24 protein-coding genes are annotated in these 23,971 nt (G+C 73.4%); 14 read left to right on the top strand and 10 right to left on the bottom strand.

Annotated features, from left to right (window positions below):
• The first annotated feature begins 109 nt into the window (after positions 1-109).
• On the top strand, positions 110-1,510 hold the full coding sequence (locus ACIPLC_RS08670) for a cysteine desulfurase/sulfurtransferase TusA family protein (protein ID WP_400472222.1): 1,401 nt from the start codon (positions 110-112) through the stop codon (positions 1,508-1,510).
• Here the strand turns inward: ACIPLC_RS08670 and ACIPLC_RS08665 are convergent.
• Positions 1,503-2,480, bottom strand: a complete 978-nt coding sequence (locus tag ACIPLC_RS08665; RefSeq protein WP_400472221.1) for a carbohydrate kinase family protein — start codon at positions 2,478-2,480, stop codon at positions 1,503-1,505. The genes ACIPLC_RS08670 and ACIPLC_RS08665 overlap by 8 nt on opposite strands.
• Before the next feature lie 279 nt (positions 2,481-2,759).
• Here ACIPLC_RS08665 and ACIPLC_RS08660 point away from each other — a divergent pair, with 279 nt between their 5' ends.
• On the top strand, positions 2,760-2,969 hold the full coding sequence (locus ACIPLC_RS08660) for a hypothetical protein (RefSeq protein ID WP_400472220.1): 210 nt from the start codon (positions 2,760-2,762) through the stop codon (positions 2,967-2,969).
• A gap of 114 nt (positions 2,970-3,083) precedes the next feature.
• Positions 3,084-3,779 carry a hypothetical protein gene (locus ACIPLC_RS08655; protein ID WP_400472219.1) on the top strand — a complete coding sequence of 232 codons (696 nt, stop codon included), beginning with the start codon at positions 3,084-3,086 and terminating at the stop codon, positions 3,777-3,779.
• Positions 3,780-3,869: 90 nt separating this feature from the next.
• Here ACIPLC_RS08655 and erpA read toward each other — a convergent pair whose 3' ends face one another.
• A complete protein-coding gene (gene erpA / locus ACIPLC_RS08650; RefSeq protein ID WP_280674605.1) occupies positions 3,870-4,223 on the bottom strand; it encodes an iron-sulfur cluster insertion protein ErpA in 354 nt (117 codons plus the stop codon).
• Between the two features lie 246 nt (positions 4,224-4,469).
• Here erpA and ACIPLC_RS08645 point away from each other — a divergent pair, with 246 nt between their 5' ends.
• Positions 4,470-5,330 carry a GNAT family N-acetyltransferase gene (locus ACIPLC_RS08645; protein ID WP_400472218.1) on the top strand — a complete coding sequence of 287 codons (861 nt, stop codon included), beginning with the start codon at positions 4,470-4,472 and terminating at the stop codon, positions 5,328-5,330.
• Positions 5,331-5,394: 64 nt separating this feature from the next.
• On the opposite strand, the gene ACIPLC_RS08640 is transcribed toward ACIPLC_RS08645, so the two are convergent.
• From ACIPLC_RS08640 to ACIPLC_RS08630, 3 genes are all read right to left on the bottom strand, one after another.
• A complete protein-coding gene (locus ACIPLC_RS08640) occupies positions 5,395-6,762 on the bottom strand; it encodes a pyridoxal phosphate-dependent decarboxylase family protein (protein ID WP_400472217.1) in 1,368 nt (455 codons plus the stop codon).
• Between the two features lie 230 nt (positions 6,763-6,992).
• On the bottom strand, positions 6,993-7,457 hold the full coding sequence (locus tag ACIPLC_RS08635; RefSeq protein WP_400472216.1) for an Lrp/AsnC family transcriptional regulator: 465 nt from the start codon (positions 7,455-7,457) through the stop codon (positions 6,993-6,995).
• Positions 7,458-7,639: 182 nt separating this feature from the next.
• Positions 7,640-8,563 (bottom strand): NADP-dependent oxidoreductase, encoded by a 924-nt coding sequence (locus ACIPLC_RS08630; protein ID WP_400472215.1) that lies wholly within the window; start codon positions 8,561-8,563, stop codon positions 7,640-7,642.
• Between the two features lie 223 nt (positions 8,564-8,786).
• On the opposite strand from ACIPLC_RS08630, the gene nadA reads away from it, so the two are divergent.
• Complete coding sequence (nadA, locus tag ACIPLC_RS08625; protein WP_400472214.1) at positions 8,787-9,971, top strand: quinolinate synthase NadA; 1,185 nt, start codon at positions 8,787-8,789, stop codon at positions 9,969-9,971.
• 96 nt (positions 9,972-10,067) lie between these two features.
• On the opposite strand, the gene ACIPLC_RS08620 is transcribed toward nadA, so the two are convergent.
• On the bottom strand, positions 10,068-10,361 hold the full coding sequence (locus ACIPLC_RS08620) for a hypothetical protein (RefSeq protein ID WP_400472213.1): 294 nt from the start codon (positions 10,359-10,361) through the stop codon (positions 10,068-10,070).
• 37 nt (positions 10,362-10,398) lie between these two features.
• The gene (locus ACIPLC_RS08615) at positions 10,399-11,202 is read right to left on the bottom strand and encodes a PspA/IM30 family protein (RefSeq protein WP_400472212.1); all 804 of its coding nucleotides are present in this window, start codon (positions 11,200-11,202) and stop codon (positions 10,399-10,401) included.
• Positions 11,203-11,500: 298 nt separating this feature from the next.
• Here ACIPLC_RS08615 and ACIPLC_RS08610 point away from each other — a divergent pair, with 298 nt between their 5' ends.
• Both ACIPLC_RS08610 and ACIPLC_RS08605 read left to right on the top strand, forming a co-directional pair.
• On the top strand, positions 11,501-12,091 hold the full coding sequence (locus tag ACIPLC_RS08610) for a DUF3043 domain-containing protein (protein ID WP_400472211.1): 591 nt from the start codon (positions 11,501-11,503) through the stop codon (positions 12,089-12,091).
• 158 nt (positions 12,092-12,249) lie between these two features.
• Positions 12,250-12,990: a class I SAM-dependent methyltransferase gene (locus tag ACIPLC_RS08605; protein WP_400472461.1), complete on the top strand. Its 741-nt coding sequence runs from the start codon at positions 12,250-12,252 to the stop codon at positions 12,988-12,990.
• A gap of 17 nt (positions 12,991-13,007) precedes the next feature.
• Here ACIPLC_RS08605 and ACIPLC_RS08600 read toward each other — a convergent pair whose 3' ends face one another.
• The gene (locus tag ACIPLC_RS08600) at positions 13,008-13,208 is read right to left on the bottom strand and encodes a hypothetical protein (protein ID WP_400472210.1); all 201 of its coding nucleotides are present in this window, start codon (positions 13,206-13,208) and stop codon (positions 13,008-13,010) included.
• Between the two features lie 185 nt (positions 13,209-13,393).
• Between ACIPLC_RS08600 and cobU the strand changes: the two genes are divergently transcribed.
• From cobU to ACIPLC_RS08565, 7 genes are all read left to right on the top strand, one after another.
• Complete coding sequence (gene cobU / locus ACIPLC_RS08595) at positions 13,394-13,966, top strand: bifunctional adenosylcobinamide kinase/adenosylcobinamide-phosphate guanylyltransferase (RefSeq protein ID WP_400472209.1); 573 nt, start codon at positions 13,394-13,396, stop codon at positions 13,964-13,966.
• 28 nt (positions 13,967-13,994) lie between these two features.
• Entirely contained in the window at positions 13,995-15,110 is a 1,116-nt protein-coding gene (locus ACIPLC_RS08590) for a nicotinate-nucleotide--dimethylbenzimidazole phosphoribosyltransferase (protein ID WP_400472208.1), read from the top strand.
• A gap of 95 nt (positions 15,111-15,205) precedes the next feature.
• On the top strand, positions 15,206-15,985 hold the full coding sequence (locus ACIPLC_RS08585; protein ID WP_400472207.1) for an adenosylcobinamide-GDP ribazoletransferase: 780 nt from the start codon (positions 15,206-15,208) through the stop codon (positions 15,983-15,985).
• A 259-nt stretch (positions 15,986-16,244) separates the two neighbouring features.
• Positions 16,245-17,750 (top strand): leucyl aminopeptidase, encoded by a 1,506-nt coding sequence (locus ACIPLC_RS08580; RefSeq protein WP_400472206.1) that lies wholly within the window; start codon positions 16,245-16,247, stop codon positions 17,748-17,750.
• A 406-nt stretch (positions 17,751-18,156) separates the two neighbouring features.
• The gene (lpdA, locus tag ACIPLC_RS08575; protein WP_400472205.1) at positions 18,157-19,545 is read left to right on the top strand and encodes a dihydrolipoyl dehydrogenase; all 1,389 of its coding nucleotides are present in this window, start codon (positions 18,157-18,159) and stop codon (positions 19,543-19,545) included.
• A 56-nt stretch (positions 19,546-19,601) separates the two neighbouring features.
• Entirely contained in the window at positions 19,602-21,374 is a 1,773-nt protein-coding gene (gene sucB / locus ACIPLC_RS08570) for a 2-oxoglutarate dehydrogenase, E2 component, dihydrolipoamide succinyltransferase (protein ID WP_400472204.1), read from the top strand.
• Between the two features lie 229 nt (positions 21,375-21,603).
• Positions 21,604-22,119, top strand: a complete 516-nt coding sequence (locus tag ACIPLC_RS08565; RefSeq protein ID WP_400472203.1) for a DUF4240 domain-containing protein — start codon at positions 21,604-21,606, stop codon at positions 22,117-22,119.
• A 114-nt stretch (positions 22,120-22,233) separates the two neighbouring features.
• On the opposite strand, the gene ACIPLC_RS08560 is transcribed toward ACIPLC_RS08565, so the two are convergent.
• Entirely contained in the window at positions 22,234-23,301 is a 1,068-nt protein-coding gene (locus ACIPLC_RS08560; RefSeq protein WP_400472202.1) for a DUF2510 domain-containing protein, read from the bottom strand.
• Positions 23,302-23,420: 119 nt separating this feature from the next.
• Positions 23,421-23,918 (bottom strand): GNAT family N-acetyltransferase, encoded by a 498-nt coding sequence (locus ACIPLC_RS08555; RefSeq protein WP_400472201.1) that lies wholly within the window; start codon positions 23,916-23,918, stop codon positions 23,421-23,423.
• Between the last annotated feature and the right edge of the window lie 53 nt (positions 23,919-23,971).

The following is a 23,971-nucleotide window of genomic DNA, read 5'->3' as shown; positions in this document are numbered from 1 at the left end:
TGACGGTCCGTCGGACGCGGACGAAGCGGACATTCGGGGTGATCGACTGACGGCCGGTAAGCGATGTCGTCGGACCGGAACGCCACCGGGTGTGTCGTTAAATGTGACCGTGTACTTCGACGCGGCCTCGACGGCCCCTCTGCACCCCGTCGCACGGCAGGCGCTGACCGCCGCCCTGGACGAGGGCTGGGCCGACCCGGCCCGGCTGTACCGCTCCGGCCGGCAGGCCCGGATGCTGCTGGACGCCGCCCGCGAGACGGTGGCCGAGGCCCTCGGCGCCCGGGCGGACGAGATCGCCTTCACCGCGAGCGGGACGCAGGCGGTGCAACTCGGCATGCTGGGCGCGCTGGCCGGCCACCGGCGGCGCGGCGGCCACCTGGTGCACTCGGCGGTCGAGCACTCCAGCGTGCTGCACGTCGCCGAGCGTCAGGAGGTGGGCGGGGGCACGGTCTCGGTGGCGCCGGTGGATCGCACCGGACGGGTCGACCCGGACGGGTTCGCCGCGCTGCTGCGCGCGGACACCGCGCTGGCCGTCCTGCAGAGCGCCAACCACGAAGTGGGGACGGTCCAGCCGGTCGGCGAGGTCGCCGGGCACTGCCGCGAGGCCGGCGTCCCGCTGCTGGTCGACGCCGCGCAGAGCGTCGGGCGGGTGGACGTCCCGGCCGGCTGGTCGCTGCTGACCGCCAGTGCGCACAAGTGGGGCGGGCCGCCCGGGGTCGGGGTGCTGGCGGTGCGCAAGGGCGTCCGGTACGTCTCGCCGCTGCCGGCCGACGAACGCGAGGGCGGGCGGGTGCCCGGCTACGTCAACGTCCCGGCGATCGTCGCCGCGGCCGCCTCGCTGCGGGCCGTCCGGGCCGAGGCCGCGCGGGAGAACGCCCGGCTCCACGCACTGGTGGAGCGGATCCGGGCCCGGGTGCCACAGCTGGTGCCCGAGGTCGAGGTGGTCGGCGACCCGGTGCGGCGGCTGCCACACATCGTCACCTTCTCCTGCCTGTACGTGGACGGCGAGGTGCTGCTCACCGAACTGGACCGGGCGGGCTTCGCGGTCTCCTCCGGCTCCTCCTGCACCTCCTCCACCCTGACGCCGAGCCATGTGCTGGCCGCGATGGGGGTGCTCACCGAGGGGAACGTCCGGGTCTCGCTGCCGTCCGGGACGACCGAGGCGGACGTCGAACGCTTCCTCACCGTGCTGCCGGAGCTGGTCGCGGGCGTCCGGGCGCCGCTCGGGCTGGACCTGCCCGCCCCGGAGCCGGAGCCGGCGGCCGGGCCCCTGCTGGTGATCGACGCGCTGGGCAAGCGATGCCCGCTGCCGGTGATCGAGCTGGCGAAGCGGATCGGCGAGGTGCCGGAGGGCGGCACGGTCGCCGTGCTCGCGGACGACGAGGCGGCCCGGCTGGACATCCCGGCCTGGTGCGGGATGCGCGGTCAGGAGTACGCGGGCGAGGCCCCGGCCGCCGACTTCGGCGGCGACCGGGGCTCGGCCTACCTCGTCGTCCGGCGGACTACTTGACCAGGTGCGCGCGGATGTCCGCGGCGGCCTCGGCGCCGTAGGCGTCCTCGAAGCGCTTCAGGAAGGCGGTCGGGCGCAGCTCGTACTCCTGGGTGCCGACGGTCTCGATCACCAGGGTGGCGAGCATGCAGCCGAGCTGGGCGGAGCGCTCCAGGTCGAGCTGCCAGGACAGGCCGGTCAGGAAGCCGGCCCGGAAGGCGTCGCCGACGCCGGTCGGGTCGACCTTCGCCTCCTCGGCGGCGCAGCCGACCACGATCGGCGCCTCGCCCTTGCGCTCGATCCGCACGCCCTTGCTGCCCAGGGTGGTGATCCGGGTGCCGACCCGGGTGAGGAGCTCCTCGGCGCCCCAGCCGGTCTTGCTCTCGATCAGCGCGGCCTCGTACTCGTTGGTGAAGAGGTACGCGGCGCCGTCGACGATGTCGCGGATGTCGTCGCCCTCCAGGCGGGCCAGCTGCTGGGAGGGGTCGGCCGCGAAGGCGAAGCCGCGGGTACGGCACTCCTGGGTGTGGCGCACCATGCCCTGCGGGTCGTCGGCGCCGATCAGGACGAGGTCGAGGCCGCCGACGCGGTCGGCGATCGGCTTGAGCTCGATGTTGCGGGCCTCCGCCATGGCGCCGGTGTAGAACGAGGCGATCTGGTTGTGGTCCTCGTCCGTGGTGCACATGAAACGGGCGGTGTGCCGGGTCTCGGAGATGTGGACGGAGTTGCAGTCCACGTTGTTGCGCTCCAGCCAGCTGCGGTACTCGGCGAAGTCCGCGCCGGCCGCACCGACCAGGATCGGGCGGAGCCCGAGCACGCCCATGCCGAACGCGATGTTCGGCGCGACTCCGCCGCGGCGGATGTCCAGGGTGTCGACCAGGAAGGACAGCGACACGGTGTGCAACTGCTCGGCGACGAGCTGGTCGGCGAACCGACCGGGGAACGTCATCAGATGGTCGGTGGCGATCGAGCCGGCGACGGCGATACGCACGGGAGGTCTCCTCAGGATGGCTGCGGGGCCAACGGGCAAGCACGGGTGAACCCACACACGGTACCGGGCTCGGGGCGGGCGGCAGCAAGACCGCCGCAATCCGCCGGCCCGCAGTGCCATCGTGGCACCCGTCGCCGTCGAACGTGTACTACCTCCGGGTAGCACTGGTGGGCGGGCCGAACCCCGGCCTAGGGTCGCGACAGGGGCCCCGCCGAGCCGGGCGGGCCCCGTCGTCGACCGTGGCAGTGCGGCCACGGCCATGGATCGGAGCGATGCCCGATGATGCCCAGCCACCCCCCGCTGACCGCCCTCCGGACCGAGGCCGACGGCGAGACCCTCGACGCGCTGGTGAGTTCGTCCCGGCGGCTGCGCCGGTTCTGGCCGCTGCTGGCGACCGGCCCCGAGCCGGCCGCGCCCGCCCGGGAGCGGGTCCGGGTGCCGTCCGACGCGCAGCGGCTGGTCGCGGGGATGGCCGAGTACGGCATGTGACCCGGCGCCCCGCCCCGGCCCGGGGCGGGTGGAACCGGATCCGTCCGGGTCACGTCACATCCGCGCGGAGCGGCCGAGCGGGCGGCGCCGCTGAGCCCTCGGGAGGATGTACAGATGGACCTGGAGACGATGCCCCGGCGCGGTCGGCGGACGGTGGCCCTGGCGGGCCTGGCGCTGGCGGCGGTGGTGACGGTGGCCGGGTGCAACGGGGACGGCAAGGCCTCCTCGGACTCGGCGGCGGGCGGCGCGGCCACGACCTCGGCGGGCGCGACCGCCTCCCCGGGGGCCTCGGCCTCCGGCGCCCCGTCCGCGCCGGCTCCGACGGCGAGCCCGTCGGCCGGGACGGACCAGCCCGCCCAGAAACCGCCGACCGGTTGGGCCCCCACCCCGGCCGCGCCCGCCCCGGGGCAGCCGTCGGCGGCCACCTCGCCGGGCACTCCCCCGGGCAACGGGATCGCGGTGGGCGAGCCCGACCCGGCCGGGTCGGGGGCGCGCCCGGCGGTCTCCTACCGGGCGGACGGCAGCAACCGGCTGACCGTCTACTTCTTCGGCGGGGTCTGCCAGAAGTACGCGCTGAAGGCGGACGAGTCGCACCCCGGCCGGGTGGACGTCAGGATCGTGGTGGCGGCGCCGGTGCAGCCCGGGCAGGTCTGCAACGCGCTGGCCAAGCGGCAGACGGTGTCCGCCGATCTGCGCTCGCCGCTGGCCGGGCGGACGGTGACCGACCAGTCGAGCGGCCAGGACGTGCCGATGGAGGCCGATCCGCACATGGGGCCGGACCCGGTCACTCCGGACGTCGCCGGCCAGTAGCCGCGGCGGCGGTGGAACGCGAAGGCGGCCCCGGGGATTCCCCGGGGCCGCCTTCGTACCGCAGCTCGAACGAGCGTCGAGCGGTGCTGCCTAGCTGAACGAGTCGCCGCAGGCGCAGGAGCCGGTGGCGTTCGGGTTGTCGATCGTGAAGCCCTGCTTCTCGATGGTGTCGACGAAGTCGACGGTGGCGCCGCCCAGGTACGGGGCGCTCATCCGGTCGGTGACGACCTTGACACCGTTGAAGTCCTTGATCACGTCGCCGTCGAGCGAGCGCTCGTCGAAGAACAGCTGGTAACGCAGGCCGGAGCAGCCACCGGGCTGGACGGCGACGCGAAGCGCGAGGTCATCACGGCCCTCCTGCTCCAGCAGGCCCTTGACCTTGGCCGCGGCGGCATCGGTAAGGAGGATGCCACTCTCGACGGTGGTCTCGTCCTGGACGGTCATCTGCTTTCTCCCGGTCTTTGACGACGGTTTGCCGCCAGTGCCAACCAACGGCCGTCCGGATTCATTTCCCGAACGGCGGTTGTCTTCGTCGGCCTGTCGGCGGCGGAATTTCCGTGGGCCGGGTGTGCACCCGCGTCCCCTACGCTCCCCATGCTCGCACAACCCGGGAGGGCGGGTCACCGCCCGAGTCGCGGAATCCGGGGGAACCGGCCCCGGGCCGGGCCGCCGGGCGCCAGGATGGTGGCCATGATCCTGCGCCAGGTCAGGGACACCGCCGCCGACGCGGAGGCCGTCCAGGAGCTCTCCCTCGCCGCGCTCGCCGATCCGGCCCGGCCCGGGTCGGCCGCCGTACCGACCCCGCTGCAGCTGGCCAGGACCAGACACCTGGCGCGCACCGACCCGGAGGGCTGCTGGCTGGCGGAGAACGGCGGGGAGCCGGTCGGTGCGGTGCTGTCGATGCGCCGGGAGGGCCTGTGGGCGCCGTCGCTGTTCGCGGTCCGGCCGCAGGCGCAGGGCAAGGGCGTCGGCCGGCTGCTGCTGGAGCGGGCGGCGGCGCACTCGCGGGGCTGCCTGCGCGGGATGGTCTGCGCGTCGGCGTCCCCGGCGGCGGCCCGCCGCTACCGGCTGGCCGGGTTCACCCTGCACCCGGCGATGCGGCTGACCGGCCCGGTGGACCGGGCCGGGCTGCTCGATCCGGGGGACATCCCGGTGCACCGGGGCGGCGCCGTCCACCGGCACCTGCTGGACTCGGTGGACCGGCGGCTGCGCGGGTCCGCGCACGGCCCGGACCACGAGCTGATGCTGGGCCACTTCGAGGAACTGCTGATCGCCGACGCGCTGGCCGGCAGCGGCTACTGCTACCGGGACGGCGGCGAGGTGAAGCTGCTGGCGGCCACCACCAAGCGGATCGCCGCCCGGCTGCTGCGCGAGGCGCTGGCCCGGGTGCCGGACGGGGTCGAGGCACGGGTGGAGTTCCTGACCGCCGAGCAGGAGTGGGCGCTGGACGTCGGCCTGGAGGTGGGGCTGACCCCGCAGAGCCGGGGTTTCGTCGGGCTGCGCGGGATGCGGCCGCCGGCGCCGTACCTGCCGAGCGGCGCCTTCCTGTGACCGGACCGGACGGCGTGGCCCCCGCTGGTTGCTCCAGCGGGGGCCACGGGTCACCGGGGGCCGATCAGGCCATGGTGTCCAGGATCTCCCGGACCATGTCCATCGTCGTACCCGGGTGCAGGAAGGCGAAGCGGGCGACCGTCTCGCCGTCCCAGCCGGTGGGGGTGACGAAGCCGATCTGGTCCGCGAGCAACTGCTGCGACCAGCGGTAGTAGTCCTCTCCGGTCCAGCCCTTGCGCTTGAAGCAGACGGCCGAGAGCTGCGGGTCGAACAGCAGCTCCAGGTGGTCGGTGTCGCGGATGAGCTGGGCGGTGTCCCGGGCGAGCGTGAGGCCGGCCTCGATGGCGTCGGTGTAGGCCTGGGTGCCGTGGACGGCGAGGGAGAACCACAGCGGCAGGCCGCGGGCGCGGCGGGTGAGGTGGTAGGCGTAGTCGGTGGGGTTCCACTCGTCGCCCTCGGTGTGCAGGACGTCGAGGTAGGAGGCGTCCTGGGTGTGCACGGCCCGGGCGAGCTGGGGGTTACGGTAGATCAGCGCGGCGCAGTCGAAGGGGGCGAACAGCCACTTGTGCGGGTCGACGACGAAGGAGTCGGCGTGCTCGATGCCGTTGTAGCGCTCGCGCACCGAGGGGGCGAACAGGCCGGCGCCGCCGTAGGCGCCGTCGACGTGGAACCACAGGTCCCGCTCGCGGGCGACCTCGGCCAGGCCCTTGAGGTCGTCGATGATGCCCTCGTTGGTCGTCCCGGCCGTGCCCACGACCGCGATGACGGTCTCCGGGTTCGGGTCGGCGGCCAGCGCGGCGCGCAGCGCCTCACCGGTGAACCGGCGGTTCACGGTGGGGACCTTGAAGGCCTCGACACCGATGATGTTGAAGGTGTTCTTGACCGAGGAGTGGACCTGGTCGGCGACGGCTATCCGCAGCCGCGCCTCCGGTCCGACGCCCAGCTTGCGGCGGGCGGTGTCACGGGCGACGACGAGGGCGGAGAGGTTGCCGGCGGAGCCGCCGGAGACGAAGGTGCCGCCGGCCGAGGAGGGCAGGCCGGCCCGGTCGGCGATCAGGCGCAGCACCTGGTTCTCGGCCGCGATCGCGCCGGCCGCCTCCAACCAGGAGATGCCCTGGAGGGACGCGCAGGAGACCACCATGTCGAAGAGCAGCGCGGCCTTGGTCGGGGCGCAGGGGATGAACGACAGGTAGCGCGGGCTGTCGGCGGAGATCACCGCGCGGGACAGCTCGTGGTCGTAGAGCTTGAGCACGTCGGCGGGGGCGTTGCCGTCCTGGTTCAGCAGACCGGCCAGCTGGGCGCGCAGGTGCTCGCCGTCACCGGGGTGGTCGAGCGGGACGGGGTCGTACTGCAGCCGGTCCCGCATGTAGTCGAAAACCAGGTCGACCAGTTCGTTGTCGGGCCGGTGCATGCGGTCGGGGGCTGCGGACACGGCTGTCCCTCTCGGCTGTGGGGTGTCGGGGGATGCCCGGTCGGCGGGGCGGTTCACCGCGTGGACCGGACCTGATCAGCGTAGGCAGCGGGAGGGGTTCGCCGCGCGTCGGAACGCGGCTGGTCAGGCAGCTTTCGGGCGTCTTCGGGCCGGTCCGCGCAGGATTCCTGCGCACCGGCCTAACGGGGCCTAACGGGGCCGGACGCGGCCGGGGAGCGGTCAGGACGGGGTCAGCCGATGAGCTGGGAGAGGACGACCGAGGAGCGGCTGCGCTGGACGCCGGGCTCGCGGCGGATGCGCTCGATGACGGCCTCCAGGTGGCGCATGTCGGCGGCGCGCAGGTGGACCAGGGCGTCCGGGTCGCCGGTGACCGTCCAGGCGGCGACCACCTCGGGGAACTGGCGCAGGCTGGCGAGGATCTCCTCGGGGGCGGTCCGCTCGCGGCAGTAGACCTCGACGAAGGCCTCGGTCTGCCAGCCGAGCACCGACGGGTCGAGCACCACGGTGAAGCCCCGCACCACGCCGCGCGCCCGCAGCCGGTCGATCCGGCGGCGCACGGCGGTGGCGGAGAGGTTGACCTGCAGGCCGATCTCGGCGTACGAGGCGCGGCCGTCGCGGCCGAGCCGGGCGAGCAGGAGCCGGTCGGTCTCGTCCAGGTCGGCCCCGACCACCTCGTGCGCTCGGCTGCTGGTCATCGGTGCGGGGCTCCACGGGTCGTACGGGTCGGTTGCGGCCTCGGGCGGCAGGCCCTCGGGCGGAGGGCGGTTGCGGCCGCTGCCGAAACGGTTCGCCAACCATTCTGGCGGATGTCAGGAGCGAGTTCACCGCTGGCAGATGACAACCGATGGTCCGCTGCCGGTCCGCCGCCGGTCCGCCGTCAGTCGGCCAGGAGGACGATCTTGCCCCGGGTGCGGCCCTCGGCGCTGAGCGCCTGGGCGGAGGCCGCCTGGGCCAGCGGGAAGGTCGAGGCGACGGTGACGGTCAGCCGGCCGTCGTCGGCGAGCGCGGCCAGCTCGGCGAGGTCCGCGGCGTCCGGGCGGACCCAGACGTAGTGGCCGCCGAGGGCCTTCACGCCGAAATCGGTGATCGAGGCGATCCGGCTCCGGTCCGCCACCAGGCCCGCCGAGACCGGGACGGCGCCGTGGCCGACCAGGTCGAGGGCCGCGTCGACCCCGCCCGGGGCGAGCGCCCGGACCCGGTCGGCCAGGCCCTCGCCGTAGGCCACCGGCTCGGCGCCGAGGCCGCGCAGGTAGTCGTGGTTGCGCTCGCCCGCGGTGCCGATCACCCGGGCGCCGAGGGCCCGGGCGATCTGGACGGCCAGGTGCCCGACCCCGCCGGCCGCGGCGTGCACCAGCAGGGTCTCCCCCGCCCGCAGCCGCAGCGCCCTGAGGCTCTGCAGCGCGGTGAGCCCGGCCAGCGGCAGGCCGCCGGCCTGCGCCCAGTCCAGTGCGGTCGGCTTGCGGGCGAGGGTGCGGACCGGGGCGGAGACGAGTTCGGCGTAGGTGCCGTGCTCGACGGTGTCCTTGCGGACGTAGCCGTAGACCTCGTCTCCGGGCGCGAACTCGGTGACGGCGCCGCCGACGGCCCGGACCACGCCGGCCAGGTCCCAGCCCATGACGAGCGGGAAGTGCGCGTCCAGCAGGCCGTCCAGGGCGCCGTCCCGGATCTTCCAGTCCACCGGGTTCACCCCGGCCGCCCGCATCTGCACCAGGACCGAGTCCGGACCGACCTTGGGGTCGGGCAGGTCGGTGTACTCGACCACTTCGGGGCCGCCGTAGCGGTTGATCGCGATTGCCTTCATGGCCCCGAGCCATACCCAGGCCGGGGCCGGATACCGATTCGGCCACGCAAGGACTGCCCCGAATCGGTCATCCGGCTCCGCCGGGAGTCCGATTCGGCGAGCGGTTCTCGTCACATCGACAGGATGGCCATCGTCACTCTGACGCTAACCGGCTATCATAGATAGCGTCAGATAGACGAAAAGGCGTCACCGCTCGATCGGCCGCACAGAAGGGCACCCGCCCGTGACCACCACCATCACCGAGACCTACGGCGTCGACCCCACTCCGACGCCGCTCGCTCTGCTGCTGCTCGGCCGCGAGGCCGACCCGAACAGCGAGCGCGGCGTCGAGTGCCCGGGCGACCTCCCCCCGGCCTCCGACCCGAACCTCGTCGAGCGCGCCCGCGCCGCCAAGGCCGCGCTCGGTGACCGAGTCTTCATCCTCGGACACCACTACCAGCGCGACGAGGTGATCGAGTTCGCCGACGTCACCGGGGACTCCTTCAAGCTCGCACGCGACGCGGCAGCCCGCCCGGAGGCCGAGTACATCGTCTTCTGCGGCGTGCACTTCATGGCCGAGTCCGCCGACATCCTCACCGGCGACGCCCAGCAGGTCGTCCTCCCGGACCTCGCGGCCGGCTGCTCGATGGCCGACATGGCCACCGCCGAGCAGGTCGCCGAGTGCTGGGACGTGCTGACCGACGCCGGCATAGCCGACGTCACCGTCCCGGTCTCGTACATGAACTCCTCCGCCGACATCAAGGCCTTCACCGGCAGGCACGGCGGCACCATCTGCACCTCCTCCAACGCCGAGCGCGCCCTGGAGTGGGCCTTCGAGCAGGGGCAGAAGGTGCTGTTCCTGCCCGACCAGCACCTCGGCCGCAACACCGCGGTGCGCGATCTGGGCCTCTCGCTGGACGACTGCGTCCTGTACAACCCGCACAAGCCGAACGGCGGCCTGACCGCCGAGCAGCTGCGGGACGCCAAGATGATCCTGTGGCGCGGCCACTGCTCGGTGCACGGCCGGTTCAGCGTGGACTCGGTGAACGACGTGCGCGAGCGGATCCCCGGCGTCACCGTGCTGGTGCACCCCGAGTGCAAGCACGAGGTCGTCTCGGCCGCCGACATGGTGGGCTCGACCGAGTACATCATCAAGGCGCTGGACGCCGCCGAGACCGGCTCCAAGTGGGCCATCGGCACCGAGCTGAACCTGGTCCGGCGCCTGGCCAAGGCCCACCCGGACAAGGAGATCGTCTTCCTGGACCGGACGGTCTGCTTCTGCTCCACCATGAACCGGATCGACCTGCCGCACCTCGTCTGGGCGCTGGAGTCGCTGGTCGAGGGCCGGGTGCCGAACGTGATCACCGTCGACCCGGAGACCGAGAAGTACGCCAAGGCGGCGCTGGACCGGATGCTGGCCCTGCCGTAGCCGGCCCGGGCCGGCCCTGCCGCCGGGACACGACGAAGGGCGGGTCCCCTCCCACCGGAGGGGACCCGCCCTTTCGTCTGGCACCGGCCGCGGCGGCTACTCGGGGTAGCCCGGGATCACACCCTCGCCGTCGGCCATCAACATCTCGCGGACCTCGTCGATCGTCGCCTCGGCGCTCGGCAGGATCAGCTCGGACGGCGCCAGTGAATCCAGCGGCACCGGAGTGCCGAACTTCTTCACCGCGTCCAGCAGCTTGCCGTAGGCACGACGGAAGTGCTCCTCGTCCCCCGACTCCACTGCGGTGACGAGCTCGGCGTCGAGCTCGTTGAGCAGGTTCAGGTGGGACTCGCCCACCTCGTACTGCCCCTCACCCATGACCCTCATGATCATGCCGTGCGTCTCCCTGGTTCGTGGGATGGAGCTCAGATCACTTGTTGTAGTTGATGCGCGGGGTGTCCTGCTGGGGGTGGGCCTCCGGCTGCTGCGGCGTGCCCTGCTCGATCGCGGCCGGACCGGAGGACGGGCCCCCCAGCTCGGCCTTCATCCGGGCCAGCTCCAGCTCGACGTCGGTGCCGCCGGCCACCCGCTCCAGCTCGGCCTCGATGTCGTCCTTGCGGCCGAGACCGCTGGAGTCGTCGAGCGCGCCGGACGCCAGCAGCTCGTCGATCGCACCGGCCCGGGCCTGCATCTGGGCCGTCTTGTCCTCGGCCCGCTGGATGGCCAGGCCGACGTCGCCCATCTCCTCCGAGATCCCGGAGAAGGACTCGGCGATGCGGGTCTGCGCCTGGGCGGCGGTGTAGGTGGCCTTGATGGTCTCCTTCTTGGTGCGGAAGGCGTCCACCTTGGCCTGCAGCCGCTGGGAGGCGAGCGTGAGCTTCTCCTCCTCGCCCTGGAGGGCCTGGTACTGCGTCTCCAGGTCGGTGATCTGGGACTGCATGTTGGCCCGGCGGGTCAGCGCCTCGCGCGCGAGGTCCTCGCGGCCCAGGGACAACGCCTTGCGGCCCTGGTCCTCGTACTTCGCCGACTGCTGCTGGAGCTGGGTCAGCTGGAGTTCCAGGCGCTTGCGCGAGGTCGCGACGTCCGCGACGCCACGCCGTACCTTCTGCAGCAGTTCGAGCTGCTTCTGGTAGGAGTAGTCGAGCGTCTCTCGGGGATCCTCCGCCCGGTCCAAGGCCTTGTTCGCCTTGGAGCGGAAGATCAACCCCATACGCTTCATGATTCCGTCGCTCATGGGCCTCGGGTGCCCCCTTCTCCGGCCTGCGGTCTCTATCTCGATACCAGACACGACGAGTGTATGTGCAGCGAGCCCGTCGCCGCAGTGCACCTGCCTGCTACAAGACTGCTACAGCGACCAGCGGAGTTCCTCCTCCCCCGGGTGGATCCGCCTCTCATCCCCTCCATAGTCCATCCGATTGATCCCCTACGGGAAGGGGCCGGGAAACCCCGGCGGGCGCCGACCTCGCGGATTGATACGCGTTTGGGTCCGAGGGGACCCCGAGAAGCCGCCCGGCACCCCGTACGCTGGTGGTGTGTTCCGACGCCGTTCAGATGATGCAGCCGCCTCCGCCACCGTGCTGGAGAAGCCGGACGAGACCCGCCACCCCCAGGCCAAGAAGGGCCGGCCGACGCCCAAGCGCAGTGAGGCCGAGGCCCACCGGCGCACCCGGGTGACGGTGCCCAAGGACCGCAAGGAGGCCGCCCGCCAGGCCCGCGAGCGGATGCGCTCCGAGCGCGAGAAGCAGCGCACCGCGCTGCTGGAGGGCGACGAGCGCCACCTGCCGGCCCGTGACAAGGGCCCGGTGCGCAAGTTCGCCCGCGACTACGTGGACGCCCGCTGGTCGCTCGCCGAGTTCTTCCTGCCCGCCGCCGTGGTCATCCTGGTGCTGAGCATCATCAAGGTGCCCGCCATCCAGCTGCTGTCCACGCTGCTGTTCCTGCTGTTCTTCGTGCTGGTGATCCTGGACTTCGTCCGCCTCGGCTTCGGTCTGCGCAAGCAGTTCGCCGAGCGCTTCGCCGGCCAGAACACCCGCGGCGCGGTCGCCTACGGCCTGATGCGCATCCTGCAGATGCGCCGGCTGCGACTGCCCAAGCCGCAGGTGCGGCGCGGGGAGAAGCCCTGACCGCCGAACCGGTGGACTCCGGCTGGGCCCCGCCTTCCTGGGAGGGGCCCGGCCTGTACGCGCTGCCGGGGCAGGGGGACGGCGGCCACGACCGGATCGGCCAGGAACGCCGGCTGCCCTCGCGCAGCGGCTCCTTCGCCGGCGGTACCGGCGCCTGGCTGGACCGGCTCGGCGGACTGCGCGACTTCGTCCGCCAGGAGCTGGTCTCCCGGCAGCTCGCCGAGCAACTGGCCGGCCGCACCGCGCAGCGCGTCCTCGACATCGGCTGCGGCCAGGGCACCCAGGCGCTGCGCCTGGCCCGGGCCGGCCACTACGTCACCGGCATCGACTCCGACCCGGTCGCACTCGGCGTCGCCCAGGGGGCGCTCGCCGAGGAACCGCCGGAGGTTGCCGGCCGGCTGCAACTGCTCAGCGGCGACGCCCACCAGTGCGGGCGCTGGTTCGGCCCGCGCAGCTTCGACGTGGTGCTCTGCCACGGCGTCCTGATGTACCTGCCCGCCCCCGACCCGATGATCGCCTCGCTGGCCCGGCTGCTGGCCCCCGGCGGGCTGCTCTCGCTGCTGGTCCGCAACCGCGACGCGCTCGCCCTGCGGCCCGCCGCCGCCGGGGACTGGCGGGCCGCCCTGCACGCCTTCGAGAGCGACCGGTACTACAACCGGCTCGGGCTGGCCGCCCGCGCCGACCGCCTCGCCGACCTCACCGTCACCCTCTCCGAGGTGTCGGTGCCGCTGAAGCACTGGTACGGCGTACGGGTCTTCACCGACAACGCGCCCGACGACGCGACCCCGCCGGTGGACGGGCGGCAGCTGGCCCAGCTGCTGGAGGCCGAGGACCGGGCCGGCCGCACCGACCCGTACCGGCAGGTCGCCGCGCTGCTGCACGTGGTCGGGGCCAAGTAGCGGCCCTGCTGCGGCGGTTACGCCTCGTGCAGGCTCATCGAGTAGATCACCCGGTCGTCGTCCAGCAGCACCGCCGTGTCGATGCCGTCCCCGACGAGCTGCTTCCAGGACTCCCCGATCCAGGTCTCGGCGTCCCCTTGGCCGGCGAACTCCTCCGGCCCGCCCTCCGGCACCACCGCGGTGCCGTCCGCCTTCTCGTACCGCCACGTCCAGACCATGCCCGGCTCCTCCCACCGACGACGCTGCCTGTGTGCTGCGCACCTTAGCCTGCCCGGCCCGATCTTCCGTATGCCTGGCCGGACGGTTCGGATGCCCGGTCGGTCCGGATGGGCGGACGGTCCGGATGGGCGGTCGGGCAGGATGGGCGGTCGGGCAGGATGGGCGGTCGGGCAGGATGGGCGGCATGGCGATCCACCACCCGCTCCCCCGCACGCTGCTGCTCGGCGGCGCCCGCTCCGGCAAGTCCACCCGGGCCGAGCAGCTGCTCGCCGACCACCCGGACGTCCTGTACGTGGCCACCGGCGGCACCCGGGACGGCGACGCCGAGTGGGCCCAGCGGGTCGCGCTGCACCGCGAGCGGCGGCCGACGAGCTGGCGCACCGCCGAGACCTGCGACCTGGAGACCGTGCTGGCCGACCCGGCCGACCCGGCACCGGTGCTGGTCGACTGCCTGGCGCTGTGGCTGACCGCCGTGATGGACGAGTGCGGCGCCTGGAACGACGCGGTCTGGACGGACGGCGGGGAGGCCGCCGTCCAGCGGCGCTGCGAGGCCCTGGCGCGGGCCTGGGCGGCCACCGGGCGGACGGTCGTCGCGGTCAGCAACGAGGTCGGGATGGGCGTCGTCCCGGCGACCGCGGCCGGCCGCCGCTTCCGCGACACCCTGGGCCGGCTGAACATGGCCGTGGCGGACGCCTCCGAGCGTGTGCTGCTGGTCGTGGCGGGGCAGGTTCTGACGGTCAAGCCAGCCGCGGCCTGAACATCCGCGGCGTGTAGCCTTCCGGACGATGGACACGACCGTGGATCTCGATACGTTCTCCTCGCTCGTCGAGCGCCCCGACGAAAGCGCCCGACGGGCCGCCGAGGAATGCTGGCAGGAGGCCGGCCGGCCGCGCGGCGGGCTCGGCAAGCTGGAGGAGCTGGGCAGCTGGCTGTCGTCCGTACAGGGGCGCTCCCCCGTGCGGCCGGTGTCGGCCCCCAAGGTGCTGCTGTTCGCCGCCGACCACGGCGTGGCCGCGCTCGGGGTGTCCCGGCTGCCCGCCGAGGGCGGCACCGCCGCGCGGGTGCGCGCCGTCCTGGACGGCACCGCGCCGATCACCCGGCTGGCCCGGCGCTACGGCGCCGAGGTGCGGGTCGTCGACGTCGCGGTGGACACCGACCCCGCCGACTTCCCCGACGAGGTGGTCACCCACCGGATCCGGCGCGGCTCCGGCCGGATCGACATCGAGGACGCGCTCACCCCCGAGGAGACCGCGCGGGCCTTCCGGGCCGGCATGGCCGTCGCCGACGAGGAGGCCGACGCCGGCACCGACCTGGTGCTGCTCGGCGACCTCGGCGTCGGCGCCACCACCGTCGCCGCCGTCCTGGTCGGCGCGCTGTGCGGAACGGACGCGGCCGCCGTCACCGGGCGCGGCTCGGGCATCGACGACCGGGTCTGGATGGTCAAGTGCGCCACCATCCGCGACTCCCTGCGACGGGCCCGGCCCGTCCTCGGCGACCAGCTGGCGCTGCTCGGCGCCACCGGCGGGGCCGACTTCGCGGCGATCACCGGCTTCCTGCTCCAGGCCGCGGTGCGACGGCTCCCGGTGGTACTGGACGGCGTCGTCTCGGCGGCCTGCGCGCTGGTCGCGCAGCGGATCGCCTTCCGGGCGCCGGAGTGGTGGCGGGCCGGGCAGTCCAGCGGCGAACCCGCCCAGGCCAAGGCCTACGACCGGCTCACCCTGACGCCGTTGCAGGACCAGGGGATCACCATGGGCGAGGGCCTCGGTGCGCTGCTGGCCCTGCCGCTGCTCCAGGCCGCGGGCGACGCGCTCGCGGACGAGGCCCCGCGGCCGTACGTGCCGTCGGCCCCGAAGGAGCAGCCGAAGCTGCCGTCGGCGGCGGACCTGCTGCGGCGGCTGTAGGAGCCTGCGGCACCAGAATGATGGCGCCCCGTCCGGGCGCCGGGGCAAACCCCGGCACCCCGGGCGGGGCGCTTCCGGTGGAAGGGAAACACGTCGTGCAGGGCGCCAGTTGGGCCGAGGGGCTCCGGTTCGGGTTCGGGACGCTGTCCGTGCTGCGGGTACGGGTGGAGCGGTGGGACCGGGCCGCGGCGGCGCGCGCGATGACGGCGGCCCCGGTGGTGGGGCTGGTGCTCGGCGCGGCGGCCGCCGGGGTGGGCGCGCTGGTGGCCTGGCGGGCCGGCGGGCTGCTCGGGGCGACGGCGGCGGTGGGGGTGCTGGCCGCGCTCACCCGGGGGCTGCACCTGGACGGTCTGGCGGACGTGGCCGACGGCCTGGGCAGCGGGAAGCCGGCCGAGGACGCGCTGCGCATCATGAAGCAGTCCGACATCGGCCCGTTCGGCGTCCTGACCCTCGTTCTCGTGCTGCTGGCCCAGATCGCCGCGCTGGCCGGACAGTTCGCGGAGTCGACCACGCGCGGGGCGCTCGCGGTGCTGGCGTCGGCGGTGACCGCGCGGTGCGCGCTCGCCTGGGGCTGCCTGCGGTCGGTGCCGGCCGCCCGGCCGGGCGGCCTGGGCGCGATGGTGGCGGGCACCGTGCCGCCCGCCGGGGCGGTCGCGGGGACGGCCGCCGCGGCGCTCGCCCTGGCCGCGCTCGGGCTGTTTGACGGATCGTCAATCCTTCGTCTGCCCCTGGCCGTTGTGCTCGGCGTCGGCTGCGCACGGCTGCTGCTCCGGCGCTGCGTACGGCGGTTCGGCGGAATCACCGGGGACGCGCTCGGCGCGATGGCGGAAACCGCCGCGACCGCCTCGCTGTTCGCCCTGGCGTTGCTCGGCTGACACCGGGCGGCGCGTGATCCCACCATGCGGACTACCATGCGGGGAGCACCGCAGCCCTGCACCGTGGCAGGTCCTGCCCGCCCGGCGCGACCGAGGAGCCGGGGCCTCTGGTGTGCGCGGCCGCGACCTGCGCGGGTGCGCGCGCCAGGGGGCCCGGACCCGGGGCGCGCCGGGCGGTCCGGCCTGCGACGGCGGGTTGCGCCGGTGCGGCAGCCTCGCCGCAACCGGCCGTGGACCGCGAAAGAACAGGACGCATTACGTGACTGCATTGTCTGTGAGCACCTCCTCCGCCGCCTCGCTGCGCGCGGACGCCCTGGTGGTCGGTGTCGCCAAGGGCCCCAAGGGCATCGTGCTGGCCCCCGGCTCCGAGGCCGTGAACGAGGCGTTCGAGGGCAAGCTGACCGAGGTCCTCAGCACCCTGGGCGCGACCGGCGCCGAGGGCGAGGCCGTCAAGGTGCCCTCCCCCGCCGGCCTGAAGGCCGCGCTCGTGCTCGCGGTCGGCCTCGGCGAGGCCGCCGAGGCCGGCTACCAGCTGGAGGCGCTGCGCCGCGCCGCTGGTGTCGCCGCACGCACCCTGGCCGGCGCCAAGAAGGCCGCGCTGGCCCTGCCGACCGAGTCCGCGGACGAGGTCGAGGCGGTCGCCCTGGGCGGCCTGCTCGGCTCGTACGCCTTCGGCACGTACAAGGCCGACGGCAGCGGCAAGGAGCCGGTCGGCGAGCTGATCGTGCTGGCCCCCCGCAAGGGCAGCAAGGACTCCAAGGCGGCCGTGGAGCGCGCCGCCGCGGTCGGCGAGGAGATGAACCGGGCCCGCGACCTGGTCAACACCGCGCCGAACGACCTGAACCCGAAGAGCTTCGCCGCGATCGCCCAGGCGGCCGGCAAGGAGCACGGCCTCAAGGTCGAGGTGCTGGACGAGAAGGCGCTGCTCAAGGGCGGCTTCGGCGGCCTGCTGGGCGTCGGCAACGGCTCGGCCAACCCGCCGCGGCTGGTGAAGGTGGCCTACACCCACCCGAAGGCGAAGGCCACGCTGGCCTTCATCGGCAAGGGCATCACCTACGACTCGGGCGGCATCTCGCTGAAGCCGGCCGGCCACAACGAGACCATGAAGTGCGACATGGCCGGCGCCGCCGCCGTGTTCGCCGCCGTGGTGGCCGCCAAGCGCCTGGGCCTGGCCGTCAACGTGACCGGCTGGCTGGCGCTGGCCGAGAACATGCCGTCCGGCTCCGCCACCCGCCCCGGCGACGTGCTGCGCATGTACGGCGGCAAGACCGTCGAGGTGCTGAACACCGACGCCGAGGGCCGCCTGGTGCTGGCCGACGCGATCGTGCGCGCCGGCGAGGAGAACCCGGACGTCATCGTCGACGTGGCGACCCTGACCGGCGCCATGGTGCTGGCCCTGGGCAACCGCACCTTCGGTGTGATGTCCAACAGCGACGAGCTGCGCGAGACCCTGCACACCGCCTCGGGCGAGGTCGGCGAACAGTCCTGGCCGATGCCGCTGCCGGCCGAGCTGCGCAAGGGCATGACCGAGTCGACCATCGCCGACCTGGCGAACATGGGCGACCGGATGGGCGGCGGCCTGGTGGCCGGCCTGTTCCTGAAGGAGTTCGTGGCCGAGGGCATCGACTGGGCGCACCTGGACATCGCCGGCCCGGCGTTCCACGAGAGCGCGCCGTTCGGCTACACCCCGAAGGGCGGCACCGCGAGCGCGGTGCGCACCCTGGTCCGGTTCGCCGAGCAGACCGCGGCGGGCAACAAGGCCTGATCAGGCACCGAGTCGACGGGGGTCCGGCGCGCGTGCGCAGGGCCCCCGTCGGCGTTCGCGCGCCGGCGCCGGTTACCCGCGAGTAGGCCGGGGCCCCGCCCCGCACCTCTGTTCGCTGCGGGCGAAACTTTGTTCCACACTGCGGAAGAGGTGGCGCCACAGGGCCGCGCCGACGCCCGTACGGCGGCTGTCAACCCCGCGTTGAGCTGCGATGATGCCCTTCCGTCGGGGGTATTCCCGCCCCGGTGACCACTCTGCGGGACGCCCCTGGGGTGGACCCGGACATCAGCCACCGCGAACAAGTGCGAAGATGTATTTCCGGCACGACTGGGCGCCTCACAAAGGCTTCCGACCCACCGGACCGCGACCGGCCCGGCGACCCACCCCATTGCATGGAGGACGTGACGTGGCGAACGACGCCAGCACCGTTTTCGACGTAGTCATTCTCGGAGGCGGAAGCGGCGGTTACGCCGCGGCGCTCCGCGCCGCTCAGCTGGGCCTGAGCGTCGCCCTGGTCGAGAAGGGGGAGCTGGGCGGCACCTGCCTGCACCGCGGCTGCATCCCGACCAAGGCTCTGCTGCACGCCGCCGAGATCGCGGACGAGACGAAGGAGGCCGCCGAGTTCGGCGTGCTGGCCACCTTCCAGGGCATCGACATCAACGGCGTCCACAAGTACAAGGACGACGTCGTCGCCGGCCTGTACAAGGGCCTCCAGGGCCTGGTCGCCTCCCGCAAGGTCACCTTCATCCAGGGCGCGGGCAAGCTCTCCTCGCAGACCTCGGTGGACGTCAACGGCCAGCGCATCGAGGGCCGCCACATCCTCCTGGCCACCGGCTCCGTGCCGCGCTCGATCCCGGGCCTGGAGATCGACGGCAACCGCGTGATCTCCTCCGACCACGCGCTCAAGCTCGACCGCATCCCGAAGTCGGCCGTCATCCTCGGCGGCGGCGTGATCGGCGTCGAGTTCGCCTCGGTCTGGAAGTCCTTCGGCGTCGAGGTCACCATCGTCGAGGCGCTGCCGCACCTCGTCCCGCTGGAGGACGAGAACTCCTCCAAGCTGCTGGAGCGCGCGTTCCGCAAGCGCGGCATCAAGTTCGAGCTGAAGGCCCGCTTCTCGGGCGTCGAGTACACCGAGTCCGGTGTCCGCGTCTCCACCGAGAACGGCAAGCAGATCGACGCCGACCTGCTGCTCGTCGCCATCGGCCGCGGCCCGGTCTCGGCCGGCCTCGGCTACGAGGAGAACGGCGTCGCGATGGACCGCGGCTACGTCCTGGTCGACGAGTACATGCGCACCAACGTGCCCACCATCTCGGCCGTCGGCGACCTCGCCCCGACCCTGCAGCTGGCCCACGTCGGCTTCGCCGAGGGCATCCTGGTCGCCGAGCGCCTGGCCGGCCTCAAGCCGGTGCCGATCGACTACGACGGCGTCCCGCGCGTGACCTACTCCAACCCCGAGGTGGCCTCCGTCGGCATCTCCGAGGCCAAGGCCGTCGAGCTGTACGGCAAGGAGAAGGTCGTCACCGTCAAGTACAACCTGGCCGGCAACGGCAAGAGCAAGATCCTGAAGACCGCCGGCGAGATCAAGCTCGTCCAGGTCAAGGACGGCGCCGTGGTCGGCGTCCACATGGTCGGCGCCCGCATGGGCGAGCAGGTCGGCGAAGCTCAGCTGATCTACAACTGGGAGGCCCTGCCGGCCGAGGTCGCGCAGCTCATCCACGCGCACCCGACCCAGTCCGAGGCCCTGGGCGAGGCGCACCTGGCGCTGGCCGGCAAGCCGCTGCACGCGCACGACTGATCACGCCCCCACCCCCCATTTCCAGTACGCAAGACTTGATAGGAGTCGCTGAAACCATGGCGGTCTCAGTAACACTGCCCGCGCTGGGCGAGAGCGTTTCCGAGGGCACCGTCACCCGTTGGCTGAAGGCCGAGGGTGAGCGTGTCGAGGTCGACGAGCCGCTGCTCGAGGTGTCGACCGACAAGGTCGACACCGAGATCCCGTCGCCGGCCTCCGGCATCCTGGCCTCGATCAAGGTCGGCGAGGACGAGACCGTCGACGTCGGCGCCGAGCTGGCGATCATCGACGACGGCTCCGGTGCCCCGGTCGCCGCTGCGGCCCCGGTCGCCGAGGCCGCGCCCGTCGCCGCCCCGGCTCCGGTCGTGGAGGCGCCCGCCGCCCCCGCCCCGGTCGCGGCTGCCGCTCCGGTCGCTGCTGCCGCTCCGGCTGCTCCGGCTGCCGACGCCACCCCGGTCCTGCTGCCCGCGCTGGGCGAGTCGGTCACCGAGGGCACCGTCACCCGCTGGCTGAAGGCCGAGGGTGAGACGGTCGAGGTCGACGAGCCGCTGCTCGAGGTCTCCACCGACAAGGTCGACACCGAGATCCCGTCGCCGGTCGCCGGTGTCGTGGTGAAGATCCTGGTCGGCGAGGACGAGACCGCCGAGGTCGGCGCCCAGCTCGCGCTGATCGGTGCCGCGGGTGCCGTCGCCGCCGCCCCGGCTCCGGTGGCCGCTCCGGCTCCGGTCGCCGCTCCGGCCCCGGCTGCCCCGGCCCCCGTCGCTCCGGCCGCCCCGGTCGCGCCGGCTCCGGTCGCCCCGGCTCCGGTCGCCGCCGCCCCGGCTCCGGTGGTCCCGGCCGCGCCCGCTCCGGTCGCCGCCCCGGCTCCCGTCGCCCCGGCCGCGCCGGCCGCCCCGGTGGCCGACGCCGGTGACGCCTACGTCACCCCGCTGGTGCGCAAGCTCGCCGCCGAGCACGGTGTCGAGCTGTCCTCCGTCGCCGGTACCGGCGTCGGCGGCCGCATCCGCAAGCAGGACGTCGTCGCCGCCGCGGAGGCCGCCAAGGCCGCCCCGGCCCCGGTCGCCGCCGCCGCTCCGGCCGCTGCGCCGAAGGCCGCCGCCGCGCCGTCCGCCCTGCGCGGCCAGACGGTCAAGATGACCCGCATGCGCAAGGTCATCGGCGACAACATGCTGAAGGCCCTGCACGAGCAGGCCCAGCTGACCAGCGTGGTCGAGGTGGACGTCACCAAGATCATGTCGCTGCGCGGCAAGGCCAAGGAAGGCTTCCTCGCCCGCGAGGGCGTCAAGCTGTCCCCGATGCCGTTCTTCGTCAAGGCCGCCGCCCAGGCGCTGAAGACCCACGCGGTCGTCAACGCCCGGATCAACGAGGCCGAGGGCACCATCACCTACTTCGACACCGAGAACATCGGTATCGCGGTGGACTCCGAGAAGGGTCTGATGACCCCGGTCATCAAGGGTGCGGGCGACCTCAACATCGCCGGCATCTCGAAGAAGACCGCCGAGCTGGCCGCCAAGGTCCGCGACAGCAAGATCACCCCGGACGAGCTGTCCGGCGCCACCTTCACCATCAGCAACACCGGCTCGCGCGGTGCGCTGTTCGACACCGTGATCGTGCCGCCGAACCAGGTCGCCATCCTGGGCATCGGCGCCACCGTCAAGCGCCCGGTGGTCATCGAGGCCGACGGCGGCACTGCCATCGGCATCCGCGACATGACCTACCTGTCGCTCTCCTACGACCACCGCCTGGTGGACGGCGCCGACGCCGCCCGCTACCTGGTCGCGGTCAAGGAGATCCTGGAGGCCGGCGAGTTCGAGGTCGAGCTCGGCCTGTAAGGCACCTCTGCCGGTCCGCGGTTTCGGCTGCACGGAGCCCCGCGTCGTCCCTGGACGGCGCGGGGCTCCGCCGTTGCCCGGGGTCCGCCCGCCTCCGCCCGCTGACGGCCGGGCCGCTTCTGGCCACCGCTGGCTGCTGCTGGCTGCTGCTGGCTGCGTCGAACATCACCAGCGTTTCGCCGGGCCATGGCATGCGCGGGGGCTGGCGAACGGGGATGCTGGAGCGGTGATGGACGAGACCGACTTCTGGCAGATGATCGACGAGACCCGGGAGGACGCCGACGGCGATCCGGACGAGCAGGCCGACCGGCTGGTGGAACGGCTGGTCCAGCTGACCCCGGACGACGTCATCGACTTCGCCCGGCTGTTCGAGGCCCGGTTCCAGCGGGCCTACCGCCACGACCTCTGGGGCGCCGCCTACCTGCTGCTGGACGGCGCCTCCGACGACACCTTCGACTACTTCCGCTGCTGGCTGATCGGCCAGGGCCGGGACGTCTTCGAAGGCGGCCTGGCCGAGCCGGACGACCTGGCGGACCTGCTGCCCGAGTTCGACGAGGAGGAGGACGGCGAGGCCGAGGACCTCGGCTACGCCGCCGACGAGGCCTACGAGCAGCTGACCGGGCTGCCGCTGCCCGAGGTCGGCGGGCGGCAGTCCGGCCGACCGACTGGGGCCGCGCTGGACTTCGACGACCCGGACGTCATGGCGAAACGGTTTCCCAAGCTCTGGGAGCGCTACGGGGATTAGGGTCTGTCCGGCGGATCTTGTCGGACAGACCCTGAGGCCTGTCGTCAACGCCGCCGCGCAGGCGGGGGTTTGAAGACCTGCCCTCGGGCGTGTCGGTGAGCGGGGCCGGACGCGTCAGGCGGTGCTGCCGCCGCCGGACGTGCCGTCCTGCTGGACGCCCTTGAGGATCTGGTCCAGCACGGACGCGTCCGGCGCGCTCGGATTGTCGTCCACCCCGCCCTCGAACACCACGAAGCCGCCGCCCTTGGCCGGGACGGCGGCCAGCAGGATGTAGCCCTGGGTGCCGTCCGAGGTGCGGATGTGCCAGCGCACCGCGTAGCCGAACACGCCCGCGACGGTCGTGTAGCCGGAGCCGGAGTCGGTGTGCGAGCTGATCCCGGTGAAGATCTGGCCGGCGTACCCGGGCATCGCGGCCTCGGCGGCCGCCTTGGCGGTGCCGCCCTGGACGGTGTCCTGCTCGACCGAGAACTGGCCGCGGATGCAGGAGCCGCCGTCCGGGCAGGTGTAGCGGCCGGTGCCCAGGTAGACCGTGGAGTGCGGGGAGTTGGGTGCCACGTCCCACCCGTCGAGCACCGGGACGGTGATCGCGTGCTGGGCGTCCGGAACGGTGCTCTTGACGGCCGGCGCCGGCTTGGGCGCGGGCACCGTGGGCGTCGGGGCGGACGTGCCCACCGTCGGACTGGGGCTCAGGGCGGGGCCGGCGCTCCGGGTGACGGTGACCGTCGGGTTCGGGGTCGGGTCGGCCTGCGGGGAGCCGCCGCCGCTGAGCGCGATCCCGGCGATGATCCCGCCCACGGCCAGTACGGCGACCGCGATGCCGACGACCAGGCCGGGCCTCATCCGGCCAGGCGCCGGCTGCTGCGGGTAGCCCGGCGCGGGGTAGCCGTAGCCCGCGCCCTGGGCCGGGTAGTAGCCGTCCTGGCCCGGGTAGCCGTAGCCCGGGGCGGGGGCGCTGCCCGGGTAGCCGTAGCCGGGGGCGTCCTGCGGGCCGCCGTAGCCGTACCCGGGCTGCTGGCCGGGGGGCTGCCAGCCCTGGGTGGGGGCGTCGGCGAGTGGACCGGCGCCGCCCTGGAGCGGGCGCACCTCGCTGGTCCAGGCGTTGCCGTCCCACCAGCGCTCGTGACCGGGGGTGCCGTCCGCACCGGGGACCGGGTACCACCCGGGGGGCGTCGAGTTGCTCACGGCCGTACGGTACCCGGCGGGGCCTTGGTCCAGACAGGGCGGGTCGGTCACGACTCCGCACCGCCTGACCGACCTGATGATGCGTCAAATCGGCTGGGCGGCAAGGCCGGTCGGGCTCGTCAGTGCACCAGGCGGCGGGCCATCCAAATGTCGTCCACGTAGGACCCGTCGATCAGGAACTCCTCCGCCAGCGAACCCTCGACGACGAAGCCGCAGCCCTCGTAGAGCCGGCGGGCCGGGGTGTTCCAGCCGAGCACCCGCAGGGTCATCTTGCGCGCGCCCGCGGCCCGGGCGGCCTCGCAGGCCGCCTCAACCAGGCGCCGACCGACGCCCCGGCCGCGGACCGTACCGTCGACGGCCAGGCCCTGGATCTGCCGGACGTGCCGGTTGCTGGCCAGCGGGGTCGCCGGGACCTGGCGGACGTAGCCGACGACCCGGCCGTCCAGGAGGGCGAGCAGGAACTGCTCCGGGGTGTGCCGCTCGTCGAAGACGCCGTCCTCCTCGGGCGGCTGCGGGGCGACGTCGGACAGCGGGGACCAGGCGGCGCGGTTGAGGACCGCGAGGTCGCCCTCGTCCTCGGGCCGAGCTGGGCGGATGATCAGATCGTCCTCGTGCATGCGCGTCATGCTAATGAGACGCACACCGACATGACAGGGCTTTGGGAACTGGG

Source organism: Kitasatospora sp. NPDC086801, assembly GCF_044745805.1.
GTDB lineage: Bacteria > Actinomycetota > Actinomycetes > Streptomycetales > Streptomycetaceae > Kitasatospora.
The sequence above is the reverse complement of the archived record's forward strand: the minus strand, read 5'-3'. Positions and strand labels throughout refer to the sequence as shown.